Annotated in this window: 17 protein-coding genes and 5 pseudogenes; 5 read left to right on the forward strand and 17 right to left on the reverse strand. The window is 63.9% G+C overall.

The window, feature by feature from the left end:
• The first annotated feature begins 481 nt into the window (after window positions 1-481).
• Entirely contained in the window at window positions 482-712 is a 231-nt protein-coding gene (locus OHQ90_RS22995) for a DUF6400 family protein (protein ID WP_328400689.1), read from the forward strand.
• A 235-nt stretch (window positions 713-947) separates the two neighbouring features.
• Here OHQ90_RS22995 and OHQ90_RS23000 read toward each other — a convergent pair whose 3' ends face one another.
• From OHQ90_RS23000 to zomB, 8 genes are all read right to left on the reverse strand, one after another.
• Window positions 948-1,346 carry a hypothetical protein gene (locus OHQ90_RS23000; protein ID WP_328400691.1) on the reverse strand — a complete coding sequence of 133 codons (399 nt, stop codon included), beginning with the start codon at window positions 1,344-1,346 and terminating at the stop codon, window positions 948-950.
• Window positions 1,347-1,821: 475 nt separating this feature from the next.
• Window positions 1,822-2,226 carry an IS110 family transposase gene (locus tag OHQ90_RS23005; protein WP_328413047.1) on the reverse strand — a complete coding sequence of 135 codons (405 nt, stop codon included), beginning with the start codon at window positions 2,224-2,226 and terminating at the stop codon, window positions 1,822-1,824.
• Between the two features lie 24 nt (window positions 2,227-2,250).
• Window positions 2,251-2,571: a hypothetical protein gene (locus tag OHQ90_RS23010; RefSeq protein ID WP_328400693.1), complete on the reverse strand. Its 321-nt coding sequence runs from the start codon at window positions 2,569-2,571 to the stop codon at window positions 2,251-2,253.
• Window positions 2,540-2,854, reverse strand: coding sequence for an IS110 family transposase (locus OHQ90_RS23015; RefSeq protein WP_328400695.1), 315 nt, complete (start codon window positions 2,852-2,854; stop codon window positions 2,540-2,542). The genes OHQ90_RS23010 and OHQ90_RS23015 overlap by 32 nt, the downstream gene beginning before the upstream one ends.
• Window positions 2,851-3,198 (reverse strand): hypothetical protein, encoded by a 348-nt coding sequence (locus OHQ90_RS23020; protein ID WP_328400697.1) that lies wholly within the window; start codon window positions 3,196-3,198, stop codon window positions 2,851-2,853. Before OHQ90_RS23020 ends, OHQ90_RS23015 begins: the two co-directional genes overlap by 4 nt.
• A gap of 382 nt (window positions 3,199-3,580) precedes the next feature.
• On the reverse strand, window positions 3,581-4,006 hold the full coding sequence (locus OHQ90_RS23025) for a hypothetical protein (RefSeq protein ID WP_328400699.1): 426 nt from the start codon (window positions 4,004-4,006) through the stop codon (window positions 3,581-3,583).
• Between the two features lie 556 nt (window positions 4,007-4,562).
• Window positions 4,563-4,757: a hypothetical protein gene (locus OHQ90_RS23030; protein ID WP_328400701.1), complete on the reverse strand. Its 195-nt coding sequence runs from the start codon at window positions 4,755-4,757 to the stop codon at window positions 4,563-4,565.
• Window positions 4,754-6,688 carry a flagellar motor control protein ZomB gene (gene zomB, locus OHQ90_RS23035; RefSeq protein WP_442941158.1) on the reverse strand — a complete coding sequence of 645 codons (1,935 nt, stop codon included), beginning with the start codon at window positions 6,686-6,688 and terminating at the stop codon, window positions 4,754-4,756. Before zomB ends, OHQ90_RS23030 begins: the two co-directional genes overlap by 4 nt.
• 727 nt (window positions 6,689-7,415) lie before the next feature.
• On the opposite strand from zomB, the gene OHQ90_RS23040 reads away from it, so the two are divergent.
• Entirely contained in the window at window positions 7,416-8,690 is a 1,275-nt protein-coding gene (locus tag OHQ90_RS23040) for a hypothetical protein (RefSeq protein WP_328400703.1), read from the forward strand.
• A 99-nt stretch (window positions 8,691-8,789) separates the two neighbouring features.
• On the opposite strand, the pseudogene OHQ90_RS23045 reads toward OHQ90_RS23040, so the two are convergent.
• Both OHQ90_RS23045 and OHQ90_RS23050 read right to left on the reverse strand, forming a co-directional pair.
• Window positions 8,790-9,267, reverse strand: a pseudogene (locus OHQ90_RS23045) (transposase); the annotation flags it as partial.
• 1,767 nt (window positions 9,268-11,034) lie between these two features.
• Window positions 11,035-11,277, reverse strand: coding sequence for a hypothetical protein (locus OHQ90_RS23050; protein WP_328400705.1), 243 nt, complete (start codon window positions 11,275-11,277; stop codon window positions 11,035-11,037).
• A gap of 108 nt (window positions 11,278-11,385) precedes the next feature.
• Between OHQ90_RS23050 and OHQ90_RS23055 the strand changes: the two genes are divergently transcribed.
• Window positions 11,386-12,650, forward strand: a protein-coding gene (locus OHQ90_RS23055) for an IS3 family transposase (RefSeq protein WP_442941159.1) whose coding sequence is annotated in 2 segments (ribosomal slippage) — window positions 11,386-11,704 and window positions 11,704-12,650 — 1,266 coding nt in all. Because the reading frame shifts where the segments join, the coding sequence is not laid out codon by codon here.
• Between the two features lie 976 nt (window positions 12,651-13,626).
• Here the strand turns inward: OHQ90_RS23055 and OHQ90_RS23060 are convergent.
• On the reverse strand, window positions 13,627-14,229 hold the full coding sequence (locus OHQ90_RS23060; protein WP_328400709.1) for a hypothetical protein: 603 nt from the start codon (window positions 14,227-14,229) through the stop codon (window positions 13,627-13,629).
• A 545-nt stretch (window positions 14,230-14,774) separates the two neighbouring features.
• On the opposite strand from OHQ90_RS23060, the gene OHQ90_RS23065 reads away from it, so the two are divergent.
• Complete coding sequence (locus OHQ90_RS23065; protein ID WP_328400711.1) at window positions 14,775-16,145, forward strand: ice-binding family protein; 1,371 nt, start codon at window positions 14,775-14,777, stop codon at window positions 16,143-16,145.
• 92 nt (window positions 16,146-16,237) lie between these two features.
• Here the strand turns inward: OHQ90_RS23065 and OHQ90_RS23070 are convergent.
• From OHQ90_RS23070 to OHQ90_RS23085, 4 genes and pseudogenes are all read right to left on the reverse strand, one after another.
• Window positions 16,238-16,429 (reverse strand): annotated as a pseudogene (locus OHQ90_RS23070) (IS30 family transposase); the annotation flags it as partial.
• A 29-nt stretch (window positions 16,430-16,458) separates the two neighbouring features.
• Window positions 16,459-17,538 (reverse strand): IS3 family transposase, encoded by a 1,080-nt coding sequence (locus OHQ90_RS23075; protein ID WP_328413050.1) that lies wholly within the window; start codon window positions 17,536-17,538, stop codon window positions 16,459-16,461.
• Window positions 17,451-17,795: pseudogene (locus OHQ90_RS23080) on the reverse strand (helix-turn-helix domain-containing protein); the annotation flags it as partial. The pseudogene OHQ90_RS23080 and the gene OHQ90_RS23075, both read right to left, overlap by 88 nt.
• Before the next feature lie 59 nt (window positions 17,796-17,854).
• Window positions 17,855-19,027, reverse strand: a pseudogene (locus OHQ90_RS23085) (IS30 family transposase); the annotation flags it as partial.
• Between the two features lie 152 nt (window positions 19,028-19,179).
• On the opposite strand from OHQ90_RS23085, the gene OHQ90_RS23090 reads away from it, so the two are divergent.
• Window positions 19,180-19,416, forward strand: coding sequence for an IS3 family transposase (locus OHQ90_RS23090; RefSeq protein ID WP_328400712.1), 237 nt, complete (start codon window positions 19,180-19,182; stop codon window positions 19,414-19,416).
• A 31-nt stretch (window positions 19,417-19,447) separates the two neighbouring features.
• Here OHQ90_RS23090 and OHQ90_RS23095 read toward each other — a convergent pair.
• Window positions 19,448-19,594 (reverse strand): annotated as a pseudogene (locus OHQ90_RS23095) (IS256 family transposase); the annotation flags it as partial.
• 384 nt (window positions 19,595-19,978) lie between these two features.
• Window positions 19,979-20,743 carry an IS21-like element helper ATPase IstB gene (gene istB / locus OHQ90_RS23100; protein ID WP_442941487.1) on the reverse strand — a complete coding sequence of 255 codons (765 nt, stop codon included), beginning with the start codon at window positions 20,741-20,743 and terminating at the stop codon, window positions 19,979-19,981.
• Between the last annotated feature and the right edge of the window lie 1,056 nt (window positions 20,744-21,799).

The following is a 21,799-nucleotide window of genomic DNA, read 5'->3' on the forward strand; positions in this document are numbered from 1 at the left end:
GCAATGTAATTCGTCAGATGCTATGCCGGAGACGGTTGGGGGGAATCGAAGGGGAGGCCGGGAAGGTGTTTGGCATGCACTCCGGACGAGTACAGGCCGTCGAAACCGATTGTCATTGCGTGGGTCCGACACTGGCCGTGGTGTAGCCGATTCGACTCGGCGTCGGATCAAGCAACGCTGCCGCCGGCAATTCGAACCTGGTTCGAGTCTTCGAGCGGCTACGGGCATTGACTCGATTGACGGGTGCTGAGGGCACGCGACAGCGCTTTCGCGCCGATTCCGCATTTCATGTGCCCGATTTCAGCGGTGGACGTGTCGTGGCGACTATGTGGACGCGTTTACTCCGCGGTCCAGTCCGGGCACGAGCATCGAATGTGACGAAGTCCAACCGAGGAACGTGATGCACGTCATTGCCCGAGAAGGCGTGGTTGGGCATCGTCGTCATTTCGTTTTTGGAAAGAACCGGGTTGGAGATGCCCATATGGCCGACCATACTTTTGCTTACGACCTCACGCTGGACGAGGCACGACGGCGCAGCGCCGTCGTCGCGGCGCTCGGTGACGACTGGGATCCGGTCGCGGTGCTCGCCGAGGAAGATCTGGCGTACGACATGCTGTACTCGAATCTCGACGATGAGCAGCAGCGGATCTACGAGGAACTCGTCCGGGCCGGGATCCTGCCGGATCGGGCGACGCGCCATATTGCCGACTGATCTCACCGCCGAGCACGAACCATGACTGGTGTTCGGCGTGTTGCCGCCGGCGAGTCGTGACCTAGCTGTTCCGGCTCTCGGGCGGGTCCTGACACCAGTCTCTAACTAGCCGCATACCGAGGTTCCCAACGGCCACGCGGCCGCACCCGGGGTTCGACGGTCGGTGGCCGTGTCGCGGGGTCCGGAGAGGACCCCGCGACCAGCTACCAGTTGTGCTGCGCCGGCCGCGCACCTGTCAGGCGGCGTCGAGGGCCGCGGTGATCTTGCGGGCCATCGCCGCCACGGCGGGGCTGGGCTGACCCTTGCCGGGCCCGGTGGCGGCTTCGACGGCGACCAGGACGGTGTCGCGGAAGTTGTCGGCCTCGCCCGGATGCTGTGTGCCGAGCAGGCTCATGGCTGCGGTCAGGGCAGGCAGCACCTGGTCGGCGAGTTCGGCGACGGACTTGCCTGGCAGGTGGATGTCTTTGGACTTGGCGGCGAGCACGTGCCCGACCAGCCCGGTCGCCGAGGTCAGGGCGATGGAGCCGTGTGTGATGCCCTTGTGCGGTGCACCGGCGGCGGCCAGCAGCGACACCGCGCCGTAGGCGGCGGTGCGCAGGGTGGCCTTGTCCTGGTCGGTCAGGGTGATGGTCATGTCGTGTGCTCCTCGTAATCGGTTGTGGCAGCGACCCGTACCGTGTCGGTGCCGGTCGTTTTGTTCGATGGACACACTGTTGCCGGGCTGGCTGACACCGACCTGACACACGCCTGACGCCTCCACTGACACCACGATCGGCCATCAACACACCAGCTAACGCCGCCGGCGATCACACGGCCCGAGATCGCTGTGGCTCAGGACATCCCGTAATGCCGCGTACGGCGCGGTCAGCGGTGCGAGATGCGCTGCGGCGCAGAACATCCGCTCATCAGCGTAAGGCGTTTTGTGTCAAGCGGTTGGTCGGTGCCTCGCCCGTTGTCGTCCCTGCATAGCGGTGATGGGGTTGATCCCTGCAGCGTGTAATCGGGTTGGTGTGACGACGGGCGGGGCTGCCCATGATGAGCGTCGAGATCACGGTGTGTCTCAATGCCGCGTGGGGCTCGCCCCGACCGACCGCTCGATAGCCACTGAATTATTCAGGCGGCCACCGAGATTGGGGGATGACTGGCCATGTGCCGTGGGTGGCGATGCGTGGATCCCAGCATTGGCCGGTGGTGACGACCGCATGCAGATGTCGCAGGATCGTGGCGGCGATGGCGGCGATGGCGGCGATGGCGGCTTGGGCTTGGGTGGGAGTGAGTTTGTTGTCGTCGCGGCTGGTCAGGTGCTGGTAGCGAGCGGCATAAACAGGGTTGGCGCGTTGGGCGCCCCAAACCGCTCGCCAGGCGGCCAGACGCAAGCCGGGCCGTCCTTGGCCGGTGAGTTTGGTGCGTCCGGTGAAGGTGCCCGACAGTTTCTCGCGCGGTGCCAGACCGGCGTGTTCGACCAAGGCGCGGGCGGTGGTGAACCGGGCGGGATCACCGGTTTGGGCCAGGATCGCCGCGGCCCCGACCGCGGAAAGTCAGGTGATGGAAGTGACCAGCTCGGTAACCCGAAGTTCGTTGAGCACGTTGATCATTCGAGCCTCGGTGTCGGTGAGACGCCGTTGGTTTTCGGCCCAGTCGGCCAGCAGCAGCCGCACTCGATCGAGTGCGCCGCGCCGGTGCGCGATCACCCCCGCCGGATCATCGGGCGCGGCGAACAGGTTGCCCACGATCCGCAGCGACGGTTTCTGGCCACCTCGCCGGGTGATCTCGCGGCGGACCGCTTGTTCGAGGCGGGCCGAGCCGAGACGGCGGGTGCGGGCCAGGTCACCGCCGTCGCGGTCGCAGATCACGCTCATCGCCGCGACCGGAGGTGCGGGAACGAAACGGCTGTCGCGCGGTGTCCAGCGCGGCCGGCCCTACGCACTCCAGCAACGCCCGCAGTTGTTGGATTTGGCTGACCATCTCCACGATCACCTGCTCGCGACGAGCACCTAGATGCCACAACCGGCCCCAGGTCTCATCGACCGGCTCAGGGATATAGCAGCGCAACTGCGCGGTCAACCGGGCGATCAGCACCGCGTCCTTCTCATCGGTTTTGTCGCAGGTCAGGTCCTCGGCGCGACGTGACCAGGAGGTCATCGACGGCTGGACACACACAACGCCATACCCTGGTCAGCGGCCAACTGGCCCAGCACCCGCCACCGGTGTCCGGTCGGCTCACACGCCACCGTCACCCCAGCGAAACCCGCGCCGGCTGCCCGCTGGACCGCCCAGTCCAACGCGGCTCCCAGATCCCATGCCCGGCATCGGAATGTTTTGCGGGCCGATACTTTCGAGTCGTGATCGGTCACTACCACCATCTGTTTCCGGTCGGCCAGATCAATCCCGACGATGGTGTTGTCGGTCGGGACCAGCGCCCGAAGCCGCCCCAGACGGGCGTTTCGGTTGCGATCACCCCGCGACAAGCCACTACCGTTACTCACGAACGTCCTCCTACTGCGATGGGACACCAAGCCCGACAAGCGCATCAGGAGGATGTTCCCTCGTCCAGACACCCGGCGCATAGAACGTCTTTCTATGCCGCTGGGCGTGAACATCAGCCCGCGTGGGTGCATGTCCCACCGTTGCGCCGCAACACCTTTGAAGACGGGTCCGCGGGATGCCGTTCACCGGACGGCACGCCGGTGCCAGCCTTGCCGTGAGGGGCGAGAATCTCCGGAAAGAACTACGCGACAACGGAATCCACTCGTCGCTCCGGGAAATGGAGTACGAGTTCCACCATGGTGTGCACACCATGCTGATCCTGCACGGTGGCTGACCGCCGAGTGCGTCGTGTCCAGCGATCGCTGGACACGACGCACTCGCTCAGCTCAGTGTGAACGTCGCCGTACCCGAGATCTGCTCCATCTCCCTGTCGTTCGAGTCCAGCGCGACGATCCGAGCCTCCACCCGGCCGACGCCCGGCGCCGTGCCGAAGCCGACGATCACGCCGTCCACCGTGTTTTGGACGACACCGTTCACGACGCGGTGCTGTTGCCCGTCCGTGTACCCGGTATCCAGGTTCTTGAAGCGCACAGCGACCTTCCAGTCCGAGCAGCTGTCCCCGGTCTGGGTGACGTTCACCCGCACGCCGAACGTGCCAGGCTTCTCCTGCCGCACGGTGACCGCGTCGATGATCGCGGAGCAGCTGGTCGGAATCAGGCGCGTCAGGGTCGGCGAGAACGGAAAGCCTGGGTCATGCGGAATGGCGGTAGATGGCGCTGCGAGCCCGACCACCCCGGCGACGGTCACCGCTGCGATCACACCAGCGCGGGCCAAAAACTGTTGCAGCTGCTTGCGATTGAGAGTCATGCCTGGTTTACCGGGTCACCAGCAGCCGTTGTTACGACAATAGTTGCGTTAGTGAAATCACTGTAACATCCGGAATGGACGCTGTTGATGATCTCGTCGGCCAGGGCCGAAAGCCGTTACAGCTCTGAAGATCTCAGCTCCACCGCTGATCCGGCGGCAACGGCAACTGCTCCAGCCCGCCGAGATCCCCGTCGCTGGGCGAACTCACATCGCGAGGAGTATGACCGCAATCGTTATCAGCACCAGCAGCCCCACGCACAGCGCGCGACGATGACACCGGCTCTGGAGCGGGAACGCGACGCTTGCCCAGTCGGCGTCAAGGACTGAAGTCTGACGTCGTGGGGCGATCTCGGTCCATGCTGTGCTGGCATCTGCTGCCCGCAGGCCGATTGCGCGGGCACCGGCCGCCCGAAACCAGGCTGTGCGAACACCGGCTGTCGCGGCACGGATTGCCCTGTAGCGGAGGGGCGTGGGTGGCCACGTCACGCCGGGCGGGTCATAGCTTTGGTTGGCGTGAGCCGGTGAGGTCCATGTAGTCGGGCAGCATGCGCAGCACCTCGACGAGTCCGTAACTGCTGTAGCGATTGGCGTCGTCGGTGTCGAGATGACCGATACGGACCGGTGTCGCGATCTGGATCTCGCGGGCCAACGGGTTGCACTGGCCGGGCGTTTCTGCCGAACGCACGCTCATGGCTCGCCTATGTCAAGTCGCAACCTCGATGCGTTAGGGTCGCTCCGGTCGACCACGTGGCACCGCTCGATCTCGTGCTCAGGCACCCGGTCGATGCGGTACTTGGCGTATTCCACCGACTGCTGGATGTTGCGCCGGAATCGGTCGAAGGTGAGCGGGGCGCGGGTGGAGGCCAGCATATCCCGAGTTTCCGGGCAGCTCAGGGCGGTTCGGATCCTGGTCACCCAGCCCTCGTCCAGGAACCATGGCATCCAGGGATGCTCGTCCGCCATGCCGGCGTCCACGACCACCCAGTCCGAGTCGAGGTTCTTGTCATGGCCGATACGGGCATTTGGGAACCGGAAAGTGTGTGCGGCAAGCGGATACGACAGACCCATCGGATCGAGGACGCGGACATCGAGGGGCATGTTCATGCCGATCATGCCGAGGTTCACGAAAAACACGGTATGCCCGGCGCTGCCATCCGGGATCGGTGTCGGAGGCGGGACGATGGTCCAGCTCCAGGACGGCGAATTGATGAGCAGACCGCCGTTCGGGCTTCTTGCGATATCGCCGACCATGGCGCGCATACGCGGGTAGTCCAGGTAGTCCTCGGCGCGGAGCGGGTGATCGTGGCCGGTGGTCTGGACGTAGTAGAGCCGCTCGTCTGCGATACCGGAGGTGCTGATCTTGCTGTCGGTCTCGATGGCGGTGGCGTTGGCCGCGAACAGCGCCCAGCCCACGGTTCCGGCGAGAGCTACGGGCACGATCAGGGAGGCCCGGCCGGTGCGGCGCGGGTCCGCCTGCGCAGCCCAAGACTTCAGCGGCAGCACCATGACGGGCAGTAGCAGGCAGAACAGCTGCGGCAGCAGCATCCGGCCGTGCATGAAGTCGCCGCCGACACGGATCTCATAGACGGCCAACAGGACACCGCTGCCGAACATGAGTGCGACCACTGCGACCGGGGTCCGCAGCCACCCGCTGAGTCGGTGAATGCGTTCGCGCAGGGCCGGTTTCGCATCGCGGTCGGACGCGATAGCGGCATGACCACCGATACGTCGGGACCGCACCGCCATCACCGCCGCCACACCCAGCACCACCAGCGGCACCCACAGCCAGTACGGCCCAACCAGATTCCACAGGTAGACCAACCCCTGCCGCCATTTCGCGCCGCCCGCATCTTTGGCAACGGCCGTATTCGGGTACGGCAGACCGTAATAACCCATGCGCCAGATCTGATAGGCGACGGGCGCCACGCCCGCCATCGCCACCATCAGTGCACGGAACATCCACGGCCGCATCCGGATCCCCGGCTGTGGCGCGCAGCAGATCATGAGCAGCGCCAGCGCGCCGACCAGCGTCATCTCCGGCCGGATCAGCGGCGCCAGACCTGCGACAAAGGACAGGCCGAAAATGCTTGCGAAACACACTGTTTCGGCGCGGCTCCAGCGGATCAGCCACCACCACAGCACCGCCAGCCAGCAGATGACCAGGCTGGACTCCAGTCCCGAGGTGGCATAGTCACGGGCCGGGGGCACCGCGATATAGACCAGAGCGCCTGCCGGAAGTAGTAATCGGGCACCGCCGCCATCCCACAACCGGGCCGCGCCCAGCATCGCGAAGACGATGGCCGCAACCGACAGCGTCAGCGCGATACCCAGCACCAGGTATTCCAGCCGCGCCTGCGTCAGCCAGCCGAAGAACCAGATGAGGTAGGTCCAGGCCGTACTGGTGTTGACTTCGACGCGCTCACCCGCATTGAAGACTGGGCCGTTGCCCGCCAGTAGGTTTCGCACCGTACGCAGCACGGTCAAGCCGTCGTCGGCGATCCAGCGCCGCTCCCAGCCGCCGATCGCGAAAAGCGCAGCGGTGAGCACAATTCCGCTGACGAGAGTCGTGCGAGATGGTCGCTGTGTCGCCGGCGCAACCGCAAGCTCTTCGCTCATCACCATGTCAGGCGAAATAGTCAGCGTCACCTAAGCGAACCGAACGCCGTGATGAGCAGGAACCACTGTGGACAGCCGGATACCGGCGACCATCCCCCCGGCTACCGCGCTCAGCGGGAAGCCGGAGGACACGAGACCGCCGCGCTGTCCGGGCTGCCCGGAAAGGTAACTCATGGATCTTCCCCTCATTGGTACGGGCGAACCATACCGTGCGATCCAACGAGGGGCCAAAATCTTGGGGTCAGCCATGCGGCCGGGCCGACGTCGAGGATCTCTTGCGCACAAGCACTTTCAGAGCAGAGCGCCGAGCCTGCACCAGCCGGCCGACTACGGTCGCGGGCCCATCGGCGAGCATCCTGGGCGGCTTCCTCATTGGACGCGCGCTTGGGCGTATTCGGGGGTACTGCCGTCCCAGCGTAATGCCGAAAGCGGTTGCCTGCTCGTGGGAATCCCACGTCGGAAGAATCCGCCTCGAGAGCGGTCTCTGCGGTTTGGTACACGACTCGCGGCCTGCCTGAACCGGACACGGCACCCGGACTCTCAAAAAAACTGACTGATCGATTCCCGTACCTGGCATAGATACCCTCACCGCGCTTCTTCGGCATTTCTGCCCGAATGGTACCGACCGATTGACGTAGTCCACTACCCCAGCTGTTGACCCAGCCGCGCAGTAACGTCTGCCACACGTTCGTTCCGGCACCGCCGGGGAAATGTCAAGAAAGGTCATAGGAAAATGACGAGAACAATTCAGCTGCACACGATTCGCTGCCTGGAAGAAGTAAACGAAGATTCTGCCTCAGAAGAAATATATGTACTCATTTCAGCCGTGGACATGCGACCATCGAACTTTCCGGTTCCGGTTCCGCCGGTGCCGAATTTCGAAGTATTTCGCTATGGCATTTTCAAGGATTTCGACGCTGGCGAGGTACGCACCGTAAACGATCCTCCCTGCTGGGGGCCCAGCAGAACACCGCTGGAGATTGCAAGTCCGGACCATGCGGCAATCGTCGTCTCGGTAATGGAACAAGACAATGGTTCCCCGGAGCAATACCAGGCGCTTGTCCGAACCACGATTCCTCTGTCTCTCGCCGCGTCGCTGGGTGAAAGGAATCAGGCTGTCAGGGCGACCCGTTTAACCGACACTATTCGTGACAATCTGAACGGCATCGACCTGCCCATACCGTTCGCCCTTGATGATGATCACATCGGAACGCAGCAATTGATTCTCGACCGCTCGGACATCTTCGTTCAGGGTGCCGAAAACAAGGTGATGATTTTCGACACCTTGGAAGGAAGGTACGAACTGGTCTTCCGGGTGGCGGGCGAGACGGGCTGGTCGGATTGGGAGAGTCTGGGCGGCGGCATCACCACCGCGCCGACCCCGGTTTCATGGGGGCCGGGTCACCTTGACGTCTTCGCACGTGGCGGTGACAACGCGCTTTGGCACAAATGGTGGACCGGCAAGACCTGGTCGGGTTGGGAGAGTCTGGGCGGCGGCATCACCACCGCGCCGACCCCGGTTTCATGGGGGCCGGGTCACCTTGACGTCTTCGCACGTGGCGGTGACAACGCGCTTTGGCACAAATGGTGGACCGGCAAGACCTGGTCGGGTTGGGAGAGTCTGGGCGGCGGCATCACCGACACGCCCGCCCCGGTCTCGTGGGGGCCGGGTCATCTTGATGTCTTCGCACGTGGCGGTGACAACGCGCTTTGGCACAAATGGTGGACCGGCAAGACCTGGTCGGGTTGGGAGAGTCTGGGCGGCGGCATCACCGACACGCCCGCCCCGGTCTCGTGGGGGCCGGGTCATCTTGATGTCTTCGCACGTGGCGGTGACAACGCGCTTTGGCACAAATGGTGGACCGGCAAGACCTGGTCGGGTTGGGAGAGTCTGGAAGGCACCATCACCACCGCGCCCGCCCCGGTCTCGTGGGGGCCGGATCATCTCGACGTCTTCGCACGTGGCGGCGACAACGCACTCTGGCATCGGTTTTGGAGGGGGCTCTAGTAGGACTTTGTTGGGTGGGGAAGGTGTGGTGGCAGAGTGGGCAGGTGCCGATCCAGATGGCAAGGGCGCGTTGGATTATGCGCAGGATGCCGTAGAGGGTCAGTCCTGCCCGCTGGCTTTTGGGGTGTAGAGCCCGAGGGTGGTGAGGAACAGGTGGGCGGCGGTGACGAGGGTGGCGTGGTGGTGCCAGCCGAGCCAGGATCGGCCTTCGAAGTGGTCCAGGCCGAGGGCGTGTTTGAGTTCCCCGTAGTCGTGTTCGATGCGCCAGCGGATCTTCGCCAGCCGGACGAGTGCTTCGATGGGGGTGTCGGTGGGGAGGGTGGAGATCCAGTAGTTGGTGGGTGGGTGCGCCGGCGGGCCATTCGGCGATCAGCCAGGCCTGGGGCAGGGTGCCGTCGCAGGCGCGGGTTATGGTGCGGTTGGCTGGGCGCACCCGGATCGCGGTGAAGCGGGAACGCATCTCGGCCGCCGGGTTGGCGGGGCCGGTCTTGGTGCCCTGGCGCCAGGTCACCTCGGACAGCGCTGTTTCTCCGGCGGTCAGGGCGAGGTCTTTGCATGTGGTCGGTGCGTCTGGGTAGATCTGGAACCTGCTGATCGCCGCCAAGGTCATCTAGACCTCGGTATGTTCCGGCCGGGCCGCACCGACCGGAACATGCCGAAATGACTCGTCGCCACGTGTTCTCGACCGCGGACCATCTCGGCCACAAGCCCTCACCGATCTCCATGCAGCCGATAAGGTCACGCACTCATCGGCTACCGGGTGTTCGAGTTTGTCCGGTTATGGCCTGACCGATGGACATCTGCTCCCTCTGCACGGAAGCGATTGATCAGTGATGAGCCGTTGCGATGAGGCATCGCAGTGCGGCATGGGCGGGTGGGGACCATGTGCGTTTGCCGCCGGGGCGGCCGTGGGCGCCGGCGTCTGCTTGACATGCGTGGCTGACGGTCCCGGCGGGTGGCTCCGGTAGGTCGCGACGCGCGAAAGTCGGTACACGGGATTTCTGGCGGGGCGGGCCGCCGAGGGGCACATCGGCATCGTCGGCGTCGTTCAACCTGGCACGGGGACGGGGACAACACTGGTCGCGCACTTCGCGGAGCATGCTCGCCGAGCCGGTGCTGAACAGCTGACGATCGCGTTGGACGGCGAGACGGCCGCACGCTGGAAACGTCGAAAATTCCTCGAGGGGGCTGGGTTTCAGGCACAAGGCCGTGGCGCGATTCACTTCGCCCGGTTGCTGGCTGCCGGCTAGCGACCCGTAGCCGTTCGAGCGCAGTGGGCGATGTGTCGCACGCATCGCGCGCGGACAGTCGAGTGGGTCTCGCGCGGCAGTGCTCACGGTCCGTGAGTGATATGCCCGCCCAGCGCGCGGGCACCGTACGTCGCGCTCGACCTGATTCCGGACGTAACGTGCGCGCTCGCCGGACAGCGACAAACCGATCGAGCCGCGCGCGAGGCCGCTCTTGCGTTCGACTATGACCACAGTGGCGCACGGTTTGGAGCGACTGGTGTGCTCAGTGGGCGCGTGGTGCGTGGCCGGAACGCGCGCGCCACGCACGACAGTGTCCTCGTCCTCGGCCATGAGAACTTGGCCATGACGGCGACAATGCGTCAATCTGGAGTTCGCTGAGCTCGCCGGCGTCGGGTCATCGACGGTGCATGTACGCGAAGGTCGCGGACTGAGCGCCTTGTGCAGCGACTCGGCGCACCACTGGCAGCGCGGTCTCATCAAATTCCGGGTGCTCGATCTCGGACTCAGGCGGGTGTCGCCGCATCGTTGCGCCAGCATCCGCAGCGACTTCTTTGTCGCTCAGGTCCGACAGAAGGGATTGATCACTCTGCAGTGTTGAGGATCAAGATCCGATCTGCAGTGCTTGTTCAGTCTGTGCGAGCGAAGTTCATGGTTCTCTCCGTTCTTGTGTCGGTCCCACCACTCTCGCTGCGCGCCAGGCGAGCACGGCGAGTAGTGCGGTACCCCATTTGAAGGGCACCTCAGCACGCGCAAGCCCAGAGATTCGCCACGAATCCGCTCCGTCGCATCAGCCGGTTGCTCGCGCTGGTCTCCGCCATCTCGGACCGGGTGGTTCCCCATGGATCGTGCGGTGCGGTGTCGCTGCAGGGATCCGAAGGCCGATTGGGGTAGCCGACTGCGTCTTCGACCGCTGTTGTCCAGGCCAACACTCGAACCCGACCGGCACTCGTCGGCTACCAGTACTGGGGCCGTCGCGGCGCTGCCTGGCATTGCATCGGCGGCAGATGTGACGCCGGACTTGATCAGGGGCAGGGGGCGGGTGACGGTGACCGTCACCTCCACCGCACCCGGGCCGCTGACCTGCAACGTCAATATCAACGGCAAGTCCAGGCGTCGTTCCCGGTCGTGACCGGCGGAAAGAACAGCACCGTGATCGCACAGGTTCCCCCTGGGACGGCCACCGTGCAAGTGTCATGTGGCGCCGCGCTGGATGTGACGCACTCGGTGCCGATCGACTTGGCGAACGCGGCGTTGGACGATGTCGACTCGGTGTTCATCAGCGCGGGCAGCAGCGCGTTGGCCACCGACCCGGCACTGAGGCGACCCTGCCATTCCATTACAGGTCGGAAGTCCAGGCGGCGCGACCACGGCCGCGCCGCCTGGATGCCAGCAGGTGAATCCCCCCGGTGAGTCCGGGGACTTCATCTTCTGTGAAGGATGGAGCTGTGTCGTCGAGGAAGAAGTACCCGGCCGAGCTGCGTGAGCGGGCCGTGCGGATGTATGCCGAGGTTCGGGAGCAGCACGAGTCGGAATGGGCGGCTATGCGTGCGGTCGCCGAGCTGCTGGGTGTCGGGACACCGGAAACGGTCCGCAAATGGGTGCGGCAAGGCCAAATCGACACCGGTGCCCGCCCGGGCATCACCACCGACGAGTCCGCCGAGTTGAAACGACTGCGGCGGGAGAACGCAGAACTCAAGCGCGCCAACGCAATTCTGAAATCTGCGTCGATTTTCTTCGCGGCCGAACTGGACCGGCCACAGCGCTGACCGTCAAATACATCAGCGAATATCAGGGCCATCGTGAGAACGGTGGCCTGCGATGGGGTGTCGAGTCGATCTGCGCCGTGCTCACCGAGTTAGGCGTCGAAATCGCCCCATCGACCTATTACGAACACCGCAACCGGATCCCGACCGCACGGGAGCAGCGCGACGAGGAACTGAAAGTAGAGATCACACGGGTGCACACGCAGAACTACGGTGTCTACGGCGCGAGAAAGGTGTGGCTGCAACTCAATCGGGAACGGATCCGGGTCGCCCGCTGCACCGTGGAGCGGTTGATGCGCGAGCTGGGACTGCGTGGGGCGGTGCGGGGGCGGGTCAAACGCACCACGATCGCCGATCCGGCCGCGCCGCGGCCGGCGGATCTGGTGCAACGAAGATTCGCGCCCACGGCACCGAATCGGTTGTGGGTGGCCGACATAACCTATGTCCGGACGTGGTCGGGGTGGGTGTATGTCGCGTTCGTTGTCGATGCCTATGCCCGACGCATCCTGGGCTGGCGCACCGGAACGTCGATGACCACCGCATTGGTGCTCGACGCGATCGAGCACGCCATCTGGACGCGCGAACGCGACGGCTGGGATGTGAAAGATGTTGTGCACCATACGGATAGGGGGTCGCGATACGCATCTATTGCGCTCAGTGAACGACTCGCCGACGCCGGGATCCACCCCTCGGTCGGAGCGGTCGGATCCTCCTATGACAACGCGCTCGCCGAGACGATCAACGGTCTCTATAAGACCGAACTGATCAAACCACGCGGCCCCTGGCGCACGGTCGATCACGTCGAGTTGGCCACCGCCGAATGGGTGGATTGGTTCAATCACCGGCGGCTCTATCAACACTGCGGTGACATGCCGCCTGCCGCGATGGAGACCGCCTACTACTGTCAACAACCAGCCCAGCAAACCGCTGAGCTGTCACACCCGTAAGTCTCCGGACTCGCCGGGGCGGTTCAGGCTGCGCACGGGGTTCTGGGGGACAGATCAGCGAGAGGGTTCTAGGTGGAGTCGGCTCGGCGGCGAGATCGGTGATGGGCCGTCGAGGTGATGGCACGCTGGGAAGGCGGCAGGGTGCGCTCAGCTGATGCGCTGTCGGCGCAGTCGCAGTCGGGGAAGCCGGATTCGCACTCGAAGCACCAGCCGCATGTGCCGCAGTGTCGGCTCGTGCGGTTCGCCTCGAGTGCTCCGCAGTACCAGCACACGTATCGGCGGGGTTGTGTCGGCCAGCGCACGGAGATCGGGAGGTGGGATCGCCGGCGGAAGCGCATCTGCCCTGCGTCAGGGGCGGTCCAGCCGATGTCGCCATCCGGTCCTGCGATGAAACCCGTCCAGCGACACGCTCATCGAGTAGATCACCGGCAGCATCGAGCCCTCCTCGGCGACTGGGCGGTGCGTTCGAGTAGGTCGAGGGCGTCGTTGAGGCCTTCGGTCATATAGTGGCGCAACGCATCGTGATCCGCCACGTTGCCGTATCGGACCAGATGCGCGGGACCGCAAGCGTGCTCATCGGCAGAAGCCGACGTTCATGACCGCTCGGTAGGCGGCTACTTCGAGACTGGCGGCAGGACCGGTGCTCGGCCAAGTTCTGGTCCAGGTGCCCGGCGAGATGCTCGATACACCGGGCTGTCGGCGACCGCGGCGGACCCCGCTCGGTGTAGAACCGCAACATCAACCCGAACCCGAGCTTCGCCGCACCACGCTTGGACGCGACCAGCCCCAACTCCTCGCCGACAAGCGTCCACCGATCGATCAGCTCATCCTTGTCAAGCCCCCCTCATCACGCGGCAAACTACACCCGCCACCACCGTTACCAGGCAGTTGCGCCTCATGTACCAGATGACACGGTTCTTGCCGGCACCTGGTTCTGATCGCGACTCTGGGCAGCAGTTGGTCGTGAATCTCGACATCACTTGGTGGAGTAGGATTTTTGTGATCGCGAATTTTGACACCGTTGTTGTGGCAGGTCCTCGCTCAGACCTCGCGCCGACCACCAAGCAGGGGACAGGACAATGGACCACACATCGCCCACCCTGTGCTCGGCAGGGCCTTCCGCACCCACGTCGGCGTATCCACAAGGATCAGCGTCGGCGACAACGAAGACCCGCACACCGGACTCGGGGACCCGGTAGTGGCGAATGTCCGTGGTCGTCGCGTCGTTGTCCGGTTCGATGCGATAGCCCAAACTGGTGATGAGGGCAGCTAATTCGTCGAACTTCACCCGAGGTGTGAACTCGCCGTACTCGTTCCGCAGGGGCGCTGGCACGGTGGACACGTCACCTCCGCTCAGACGGTGCGCCTGCACGCTGATGCCGAAGCAGTGCCATGTGCCCTCGTCCGCCTGGAACGAAAGCTCTACGAGTCCGTAGTCCCGCCGCATGAGGTCCTGTGCCCTGTCGTCGAGATAGTCCGGCCCCAGCTTCGCTTCCCACTCGGCAGGATTTGTGTCGAATCCGGCCCCCAACACTTCACCACGCGTGGCGAAGTGGACATACAAATCCAGGTCAGGCATCGACATCTTCTCCCTTGTCATTACAGGATCTGCGCCTCTGTCCGGCCGCGGGCGCCGCCATCACCGACGCCTACAGACCCGCCCACGCCCGAGCAACCCACCGCTGACCCCTCACAGCACAACACGCCAATCCGACACACCAACTCAGGTGATGTCAATTTTCGCGACCGGGATCGGGAATCACCCAGCCCAACCGATGCCTAAATCCGCTATCAACCGGCAACAGAATTCGCGAACAACGACACCGGAATTCGCGAACAACCGGCAACAGAATTCGCGAACAACCGGCAACAGAATTCGCGAACAAAGCCCAGGCGCCCGAACTGGACGGCGGCGCCTCTCAAAGCCGCGCGACAAGGTCACGCCTGGTGTCTAGTTTCCCAATAGCTATCGGCCGAACCCGAAAAACGGACAAAGCCGCACCGGGGGTGCATTGCCAAAGTGCCGCAACTGGAGGGTTACTGGGCATAGGCAGCGCAACTAACGGCCAGGCCCGTGCTGCTGTGGGAGAACCCTTTTCACGTTCACTGATAGAAAGCAAGAAGATGGCACCTGTTATCACCTCGCTGACACCCTCTTTCGGCCCTCCAGCGGGTTTCAACTCTGTAATCATCGCCGGCTCCGGATTCAGCAATGTCGGTCCCGTGTCTGTCCGGTTCGGCACGACGGCGACGACATTCACCATCGACTCCAATACCCAGCTCACGGCCATCGCCCCACCGGGAACCGGCACGGTGAACGTTACCGTACAGGTACTGCTGGACGGCACGAGCAACCCGCTGCCCTACACCTATGGCGTGCCTGCTCCTATCTTGACCAGCATCAGTCCGGCTTCGGGGTCGGCGGCCGGCGGAACGGCGGTCGTGCTCACCGGGACGAACTTGACCGGAGCCACCGCAGTGAGTTTCGGTGGGACACCGGCAACCTCGTTCACGGTCAACTCCTCGACGCAGATCACGGCGGTGACCCCAGCCCATTCGGCTGGGACGGTGTCGGTCACTGTCACCACCGCCGGCGGAACCAGCAACGGTGTCGCGTTCACCTATATCGCGGTGCCCACCCTCACCAGCATCACTCCAAGCTCAGGGCCGCCAAGCGGTGGGACAGTGGTTGTGCTCACCGGGACAGGCCTGACCGGAGCCACCGCAGTGAATTTCGGCGCTACCCCATCGACCCTGTTCGTTGTCAACTCGTCGACGCAGATCACCGCCCTCACCCCAGCCCATTCAGCTGGGACGGTGTCGGTCACTGTCACCACCGCCGGCGGAACCAGCAACGGTGTCGCCTACACCTACGTTTCAGGTCTGGCGCCGGTCAATTTAGGGACAGCCGCGTCGTTCGCGGTGCTGGGTGCCGCGACAGTCACCAACACCGGAGCCACGGCCATCACCGGTAACCTGGGTGTCAGCCCGGGCACCGCAGTGACCGGATTCCCGCCCGGAACGGTGACCGGCGGAGCCATCCATGCCGGGGACCTGGTCGCGGCGCAGGCACACACCGATTTGCAGGCTGCCTACATCGACGCGGTGGGCCGGACGCCCACCGCTTTCGTGACCACTGATCTCGCGGGACAAACCCTGACCTCCGGGGTGTACCACGCAGTTGCCGGGATCGGCCTCAACGGCACCGTCACCCTGGACGGGCAAGGCAATCCGAATGCGGTGTTCATCTTCCAGGCCGGGACGACACTGATCACCGGGGCGAACAGTGTGGTCAGCCTTATCAACGGCGCCACCGCAAGCAAGGTGTTCTGGCAAGTCGGTAGCTCGGCCACACTGGGCACCAACACCAACTTCGCCGGAAACATCCTTGCTTTCACCTCGGTCACGGTGACAGGCGGCACCACCTCGAACGGGGACATCCTGGCCCTCAACGGTGCGGTCACCCTGGACACCAACACCATCACGGCACCCTGAGCCCCGATCCACCGAAAGGATTCCGACCCTGTCCGCGCGCCTTCGGCGCGCGGACAGGGTCGTATCGGGTGTGGGTAGCCGCTGGCCCGGACTCAACCGGTCGTCGCAACACCACGCTGTTGGAGCAACGATAGCTGTTCCTCGAGGGCCTCGGCGGGGGTCTTCCAACCGAGTGTCTTCCGAGGACGATTGTTGAGTGCTGAGGCGACCGCTCCGAGTTCTCTCCGACCGTATCGAGATAGATCAGTTCCCTTCGGAAAGTATTGGTGTAGAAGTGGAGTGGTCCCCGAAAGTTGGACCTTGGAATTAAACCTTATGCGGCGGCGGAGGTTTGGGCGAGGTACTCGTCGGGGCTGAGGTAGCCGAGCCGTTGTTGGATGCGGGTCGTGTTCCACCACTGCAGGTAGTCGGTCAGTCCGGCGTGGAACTCGTCAGTGGTCGCGGGCTGCTGGATTCGGAACCATTCCTCTTTGAGATGGCTGAAGAATCCTTCCATGACGGCGTTGTCGAGGCACGTGCCTTTTCTGGACATGGATTGCGTGAGGCCGGCCTCGCGGAGCACGTCCTGCCAGAGGGGGTGGCGGTACTGAAATCCTTGATCGGAGTGAACCAGCGGTTTCTCACCTGACTGCAGGCTGTCGATTGCGGTGCGCAGGCCATCGGTAACCATCTTCACGCTCGGTGATGGCCCGGCCGCGGCAGAGATGACTCGGTTGTTATAGAGGTCGAGGACTGGCGAGACATATACCTTGGAGGCCCCGATCGCGAACTCGGTCACGTCCGTGACCCACTTGGTGTGCTTGACTGCTGCGGTGAACTGGCGGTTCAACACGTTGTCGGCCGCCTGGCCAACCTCGCCCCGGAAGGAGTTGTATCTCCGCCGACGGCGCACAGGGCACTGCAGGCCGAGCGTGCGCATCAGTTTCAGAACGGTCTTTTTCGACACCCGCCACCCGCGACGCAGCAGGATCGCCAGGATGCGCCGGTGCCCGTATGCGCGTCTTGCCTCTTCAAAGGCTTGACGGATGGCTTCTTTCAGCTCAGCATGCCGATCCGCGCGGGCGATTCTGTTCCGGTGGTCGTAGAACGTTGACCGGGGAAGGTGCGCGATCTGCAGCAAGAGCGACAGTGGGTACTGCGCCTTGAGGTCTTCGACGGCTTGAACCTTCAGCGGCGTTCCTGTGACTTCAAGGCCCGCAATTTTCCCAGGTACGCGACCTCTGCGCGCAACCGCTCGTTCTCCTTGCGCAGCGTCTCGATCTCGTTCTGCGGTGGAGGGTTTCCGCGATCGGTCGGGGGCCGGCCGCGTCTCTTGGGTCGCAGCCCGTCTTCGCCCTCGCGTCGATAGATACTCGTCCAGTTGGCGACGGTGCTGGGCGAGGGGAGCCCGTATTCCTCGGCGAGAGCCCGTCCAGACTCGCCCGCAACATGACGGAGCACGATCTCGAGCTTGGTCCCGAAGTCGTACTGCCTGCGTTCCCTCGTCACCAGCGCATCCCGTCCTCTCAGCTGCCATCGCTGGTACAACATTTGAACGGGGTTCGGGGCGAGGTCAAGGGACAGGGACGCGGACTTCGCGGTGAAGCCATGTTCAAACAGTTCGACGGCCAAGCCGGCGTCGGCCTGACTCAACGTGCTTCCCGAGTACATCGGCCTGCCCTCCTGAAGATGGACGCTTACTTACGGTGTCCAACTTCTGGGGACCACTCCAGAAGACCATTCGTGTTCTCGTTCGTGCCACGCTGCCAGGGACTGTAGGGGTCGCAGAAGTAGACTCCGATGCCTGTAACGAGCGTCAGTTCGGCGTGCCGGGCGAGTTCTTTGCCGCGATCCCAGGTCAACGTCCGGCGCAGCGGTTCGGGCAGCGTCGTGAGCGCCGAGGCGATAGCCTCACCCACCGCATCGGCGCCGCGACCTGCCAGCGCGGGGCCGTTCTTGACCGGTGACTGGATGCCGTGTCCGACCATGCGGGGCAGGTGCAGCAGCATCGTGAACCGGGTGGTCCGCTCGACCAGGGTGCCGATCGCGGACCTGCTCGAGCCGATGATCAAATCGCCTTCCCAATGGCCAGGGACGGCGCGGTCGGTGACCTCGGCGGGACGAGCGCTGATCATCACCTCAGGCGTGACGAATCCGTTGCGGCGACGACGGCAACGAGCCCTCGGAACACGCAACGCCCGCCCGGTGCGCAGGCAGGCGACCAGTTCCCGCTCCAACGCTCCACGCCCCTTGATATAGAGGGCCTGGTAGATCGCCTCGTGAGAGATGCGCATCGACTCGTCATCGGGATAGTCGATGCGCATCCGCCGCGAAATCTGTTCAGGACTCCACGAATTGGCCCACCGGCGGTCGGCGCGGCGGGCCTTGTTGCGGCCGATCCATCGTGTCACCGGACCAAGGACCTTCTTTTCGGCGTCGGTCCGGATCGTTCCGGAGAGCCGATCGGAAACGTAGGCACGCAACTGGTCGTTGTCGGCGAGTTTGGCTGTTCTCGGCCGCGTGGCTCGACGGTCCCGATGCCACTGCGCCGTCGTGGCCCGATAGAGCAGGATCCCGCCACGAGTTGCCGCGTTGCGCCGTAGCTCACGCGAGATCGTCGAGGGTGAACGGCCCAGATGACGCGCTATCTCACGAACCCCGAAACCACGGGCATGGCATATCGCGATCTCTTCCCGCTCAGCGAAAGACAGATAGCGTTCGGTGTGAATTGCAAAGGGAGACTGCGACACTCCGCCAGCTTCGCGGAACCAACGGCTCCCGACCGCCGGCGACACACCGGCCTCGACACCCGCGTTCTCACTCGTAGATCCGCGACCGATCGCTTCCCAGAAACGCTGTCGATGCTCACGCCGCGCCACCGGCGGCCGACCCGGCGACCGCATCACCGGCCTGCCGGCCGCCGCTGCCGCCCAACCTTTCGGTCGTCCCACTGAATACCTCCGAATCGAAGGTGTTGCGACGACCGATTGAATCCGCCACCTACACGGCGATCAGGTTCGCGAATCGATTGGCCGACAACGGTATTGCGCAATCGATGGGGTCTGTCGGCGATTCCTACGACAACGCGTTGATGGAGAACTTCTTCTCCACCCTGAAGACCGAACTGGTCTACCGCTGCGCGTGGCAGACCCGCGACGAGGCGGAGAACGCGCTGTTCGCCTACATCGACGGCTGGTACGACTCCCAGCGCATCCAGAAGAAGCTGGGTTGGCGATCACCCGACGAGTTCGAAGCCAGCTACCATCAACGGGTTCCGGCTGGAACCAGGTAATTCGCTCTCCAGCTAAGCGGGGGAACCTCATGGTGAACTGTTTGAGCAGCCCGTTCGGCCCAGTCAGCGATAAGCCTTGCTCTTTGGCCATCCGGACCAGCTCCTGGGCGGCCAACTCCTCGGCCGAAGCCTCTGCCGGCTTCTTCTTCCTCGTCACGGCATCAAGTGTCGTCATCACGGCACCTTCCCGCTGAGCATCGCTCAGCGAATCAGGCCGGAACACCGTTGAATCCACAGTCTCGCCGGGACTGGCGCAGGCGGTCGAGAGCACGATCGTCTGCTGTTGCGACCCCCTCGCAGGGGCGATGAGGACCCCACGGTAAAAACGCAGGCCAAAGCCGCTAGCTAAGGGTTGTAGCGAAAGTATCTGCAGACCTCCGGTGATGTAGTTCGGCCAGGTGTGGCGCTGAAATCAGGCAATGTATCAGCATTGGCACAGTCGCAGACAAGATCGACGACGGACCTGCCTGGCCTGGAATAACAAGACGAACAGGGAGCATGACTGGTTTGCGGCTACGCGAATCAAACTCGACCGAACAGTTTTAAACTGGCCTCGGGCAGGTCAGCGGGGTTTGTCGGTGGTTTCGGTTGCCTTGGCATGGGACCCGCGATAGCTGTGGGTGCCGGTCTCGATGATGTTGCCGCCGAAGGTAAGTCGGTCGATGATCGCGGCGCGGAGCCCAGCGTCGGTGAAGGTTCGGGACCAGCCGGCGACGCTGCGGTTGGAGACGATCGCGACCGACTTCCTCTCCTCACGTTCGGTCAATACCTGGAACAGCAATTCGGCGCCGCGGCTGTCCAGCTCTGTGTAGCCGAGTTCGTCGATGCAGAGCAGGTCGACGCCGCTGTAGCGGGCGATGGTGTTGGTGAGCCGTTTACCATCGACGGCTTCGATCAGTTTGTTGACCAGCCTGGCAGCCAGGGTGTATCTGACGCGGTATCCGGCTTTCGCCGCCTCGGTGCCCAAGGCGATGAGCAGATGGGATTTCCCAGTGCCGGAGTCACCGATCAAACACAACGGCAGCCCTTCCTTCACCCAGTCGCATTTAGCGAGAGTGTGGATCATGCCAGGGTCGACACTGGGGTTGGCACCGAAATCGAAGTCACGCAACGTTTTAGCACGAGGAAACCCGGCGGCCTTGATGAGCCGTTCGGAGCGGCGACGGGCCGTCACCTGTTCTGCCTGTAGCTGTGGTTTGCGTTCGCGGACATAGGCACTGACTCGCTGATACGACACGTCTCTCATGCCGTGCTCCTCGAGCAAACGGTGATAGATCCGGGTCGCCGTGTGACGTTGCCTACGAGGCACATCCAGATCGGCGCGCAGAACATCGTCGATGAACGGCTTGTAGGGATCCAGCTTCTGTGGACGCGGCGGATACCCCTTACGGGGCTCGGGCCACACCGACTCCGTCGCGTTGGCCACCGTCCGCCACCCCACCTTGTGCTTGCGCTCGATGGCACGCATGGACAGGCCGGCACGAAGATCCTGGCGGATAGCCGCGTACAGCTCAACTTTCGACATGTCGGACATCGGCAGACTCCCCTCCCGCAACCCGATAATTACACTATAACCGCTGGTGCCGCCTAAATCCGTGACTCCGCAACGCGCCCGTTAAGATTCGTGAGCAACCGCCGTCACGGTTGATGAACAGGGTACGGGCCCGAGGTAGACCTCGATACCGTCCCGAGTAGTGGCAGATCGTGTTCGACCGGGCAGGTCGATGCGTTGCTGCTGCGGCAGCGACGTGGTGAGTCACCACGTGCCGGCTATGCGCAACAGTGGGAACGCCCGGGGCACGCGCGGGCGTGGATGCTCGGCTCGACCCATGCGCCGCCGGTGGCAGCCTCGATGCGTTTGCTCGGTGGATCGGCGTTAGGGGCATGAAGTCGAACCCTCTTCCAGTAGTGGGTCTTCCCGTTCTGACGACTACGGCCGCAAATGCGTGGCACGTAGTACGGTGCCGTGTACGTCCTGGCAAAGCAACGCGGAGACCAATCAAATTGCGAGCGGCGTCAAGCCTGTGACGGTTCGTTCCACCTTGACGACCTTCGGCATGGTCGTACAGTCCTACGTCGACCAGGGCGCTTTGCCGCGCAACGTAATCGTGCTGGTGAAGCGCCCCCACCGATGACATCAGCGAAGACGACGACGAGCAAGCCAAGTCGTGGAAGTCGAGCAGTTCCGGGAAGCGGTGCGCACGGAATGTGCTCTATGTCTGCTGGCTGTTGCGTTACTACGGGGCACGGCGGTCGGAGGTGCTCGGCGTGCGGTAGACGCAGTTCGTCGCATCCGCGCTGAAGGTACGCGGGGGCGTGTCGCGCGCTCCCCGAGTATCGGCCCGTCTTGGCAAGCTCTAGGCACGCTCAGAATCGCCAGCAC

The organism is Nocardia sp. NBC_00403, from assembly GCF_036046055.1.
In the GTDB taxonomy this organism is placed as follows: Bacteria; Actinomycetota; Actinomycetes; order Mycobacteriales; family Mycobacteriaceae; genus Nocardia.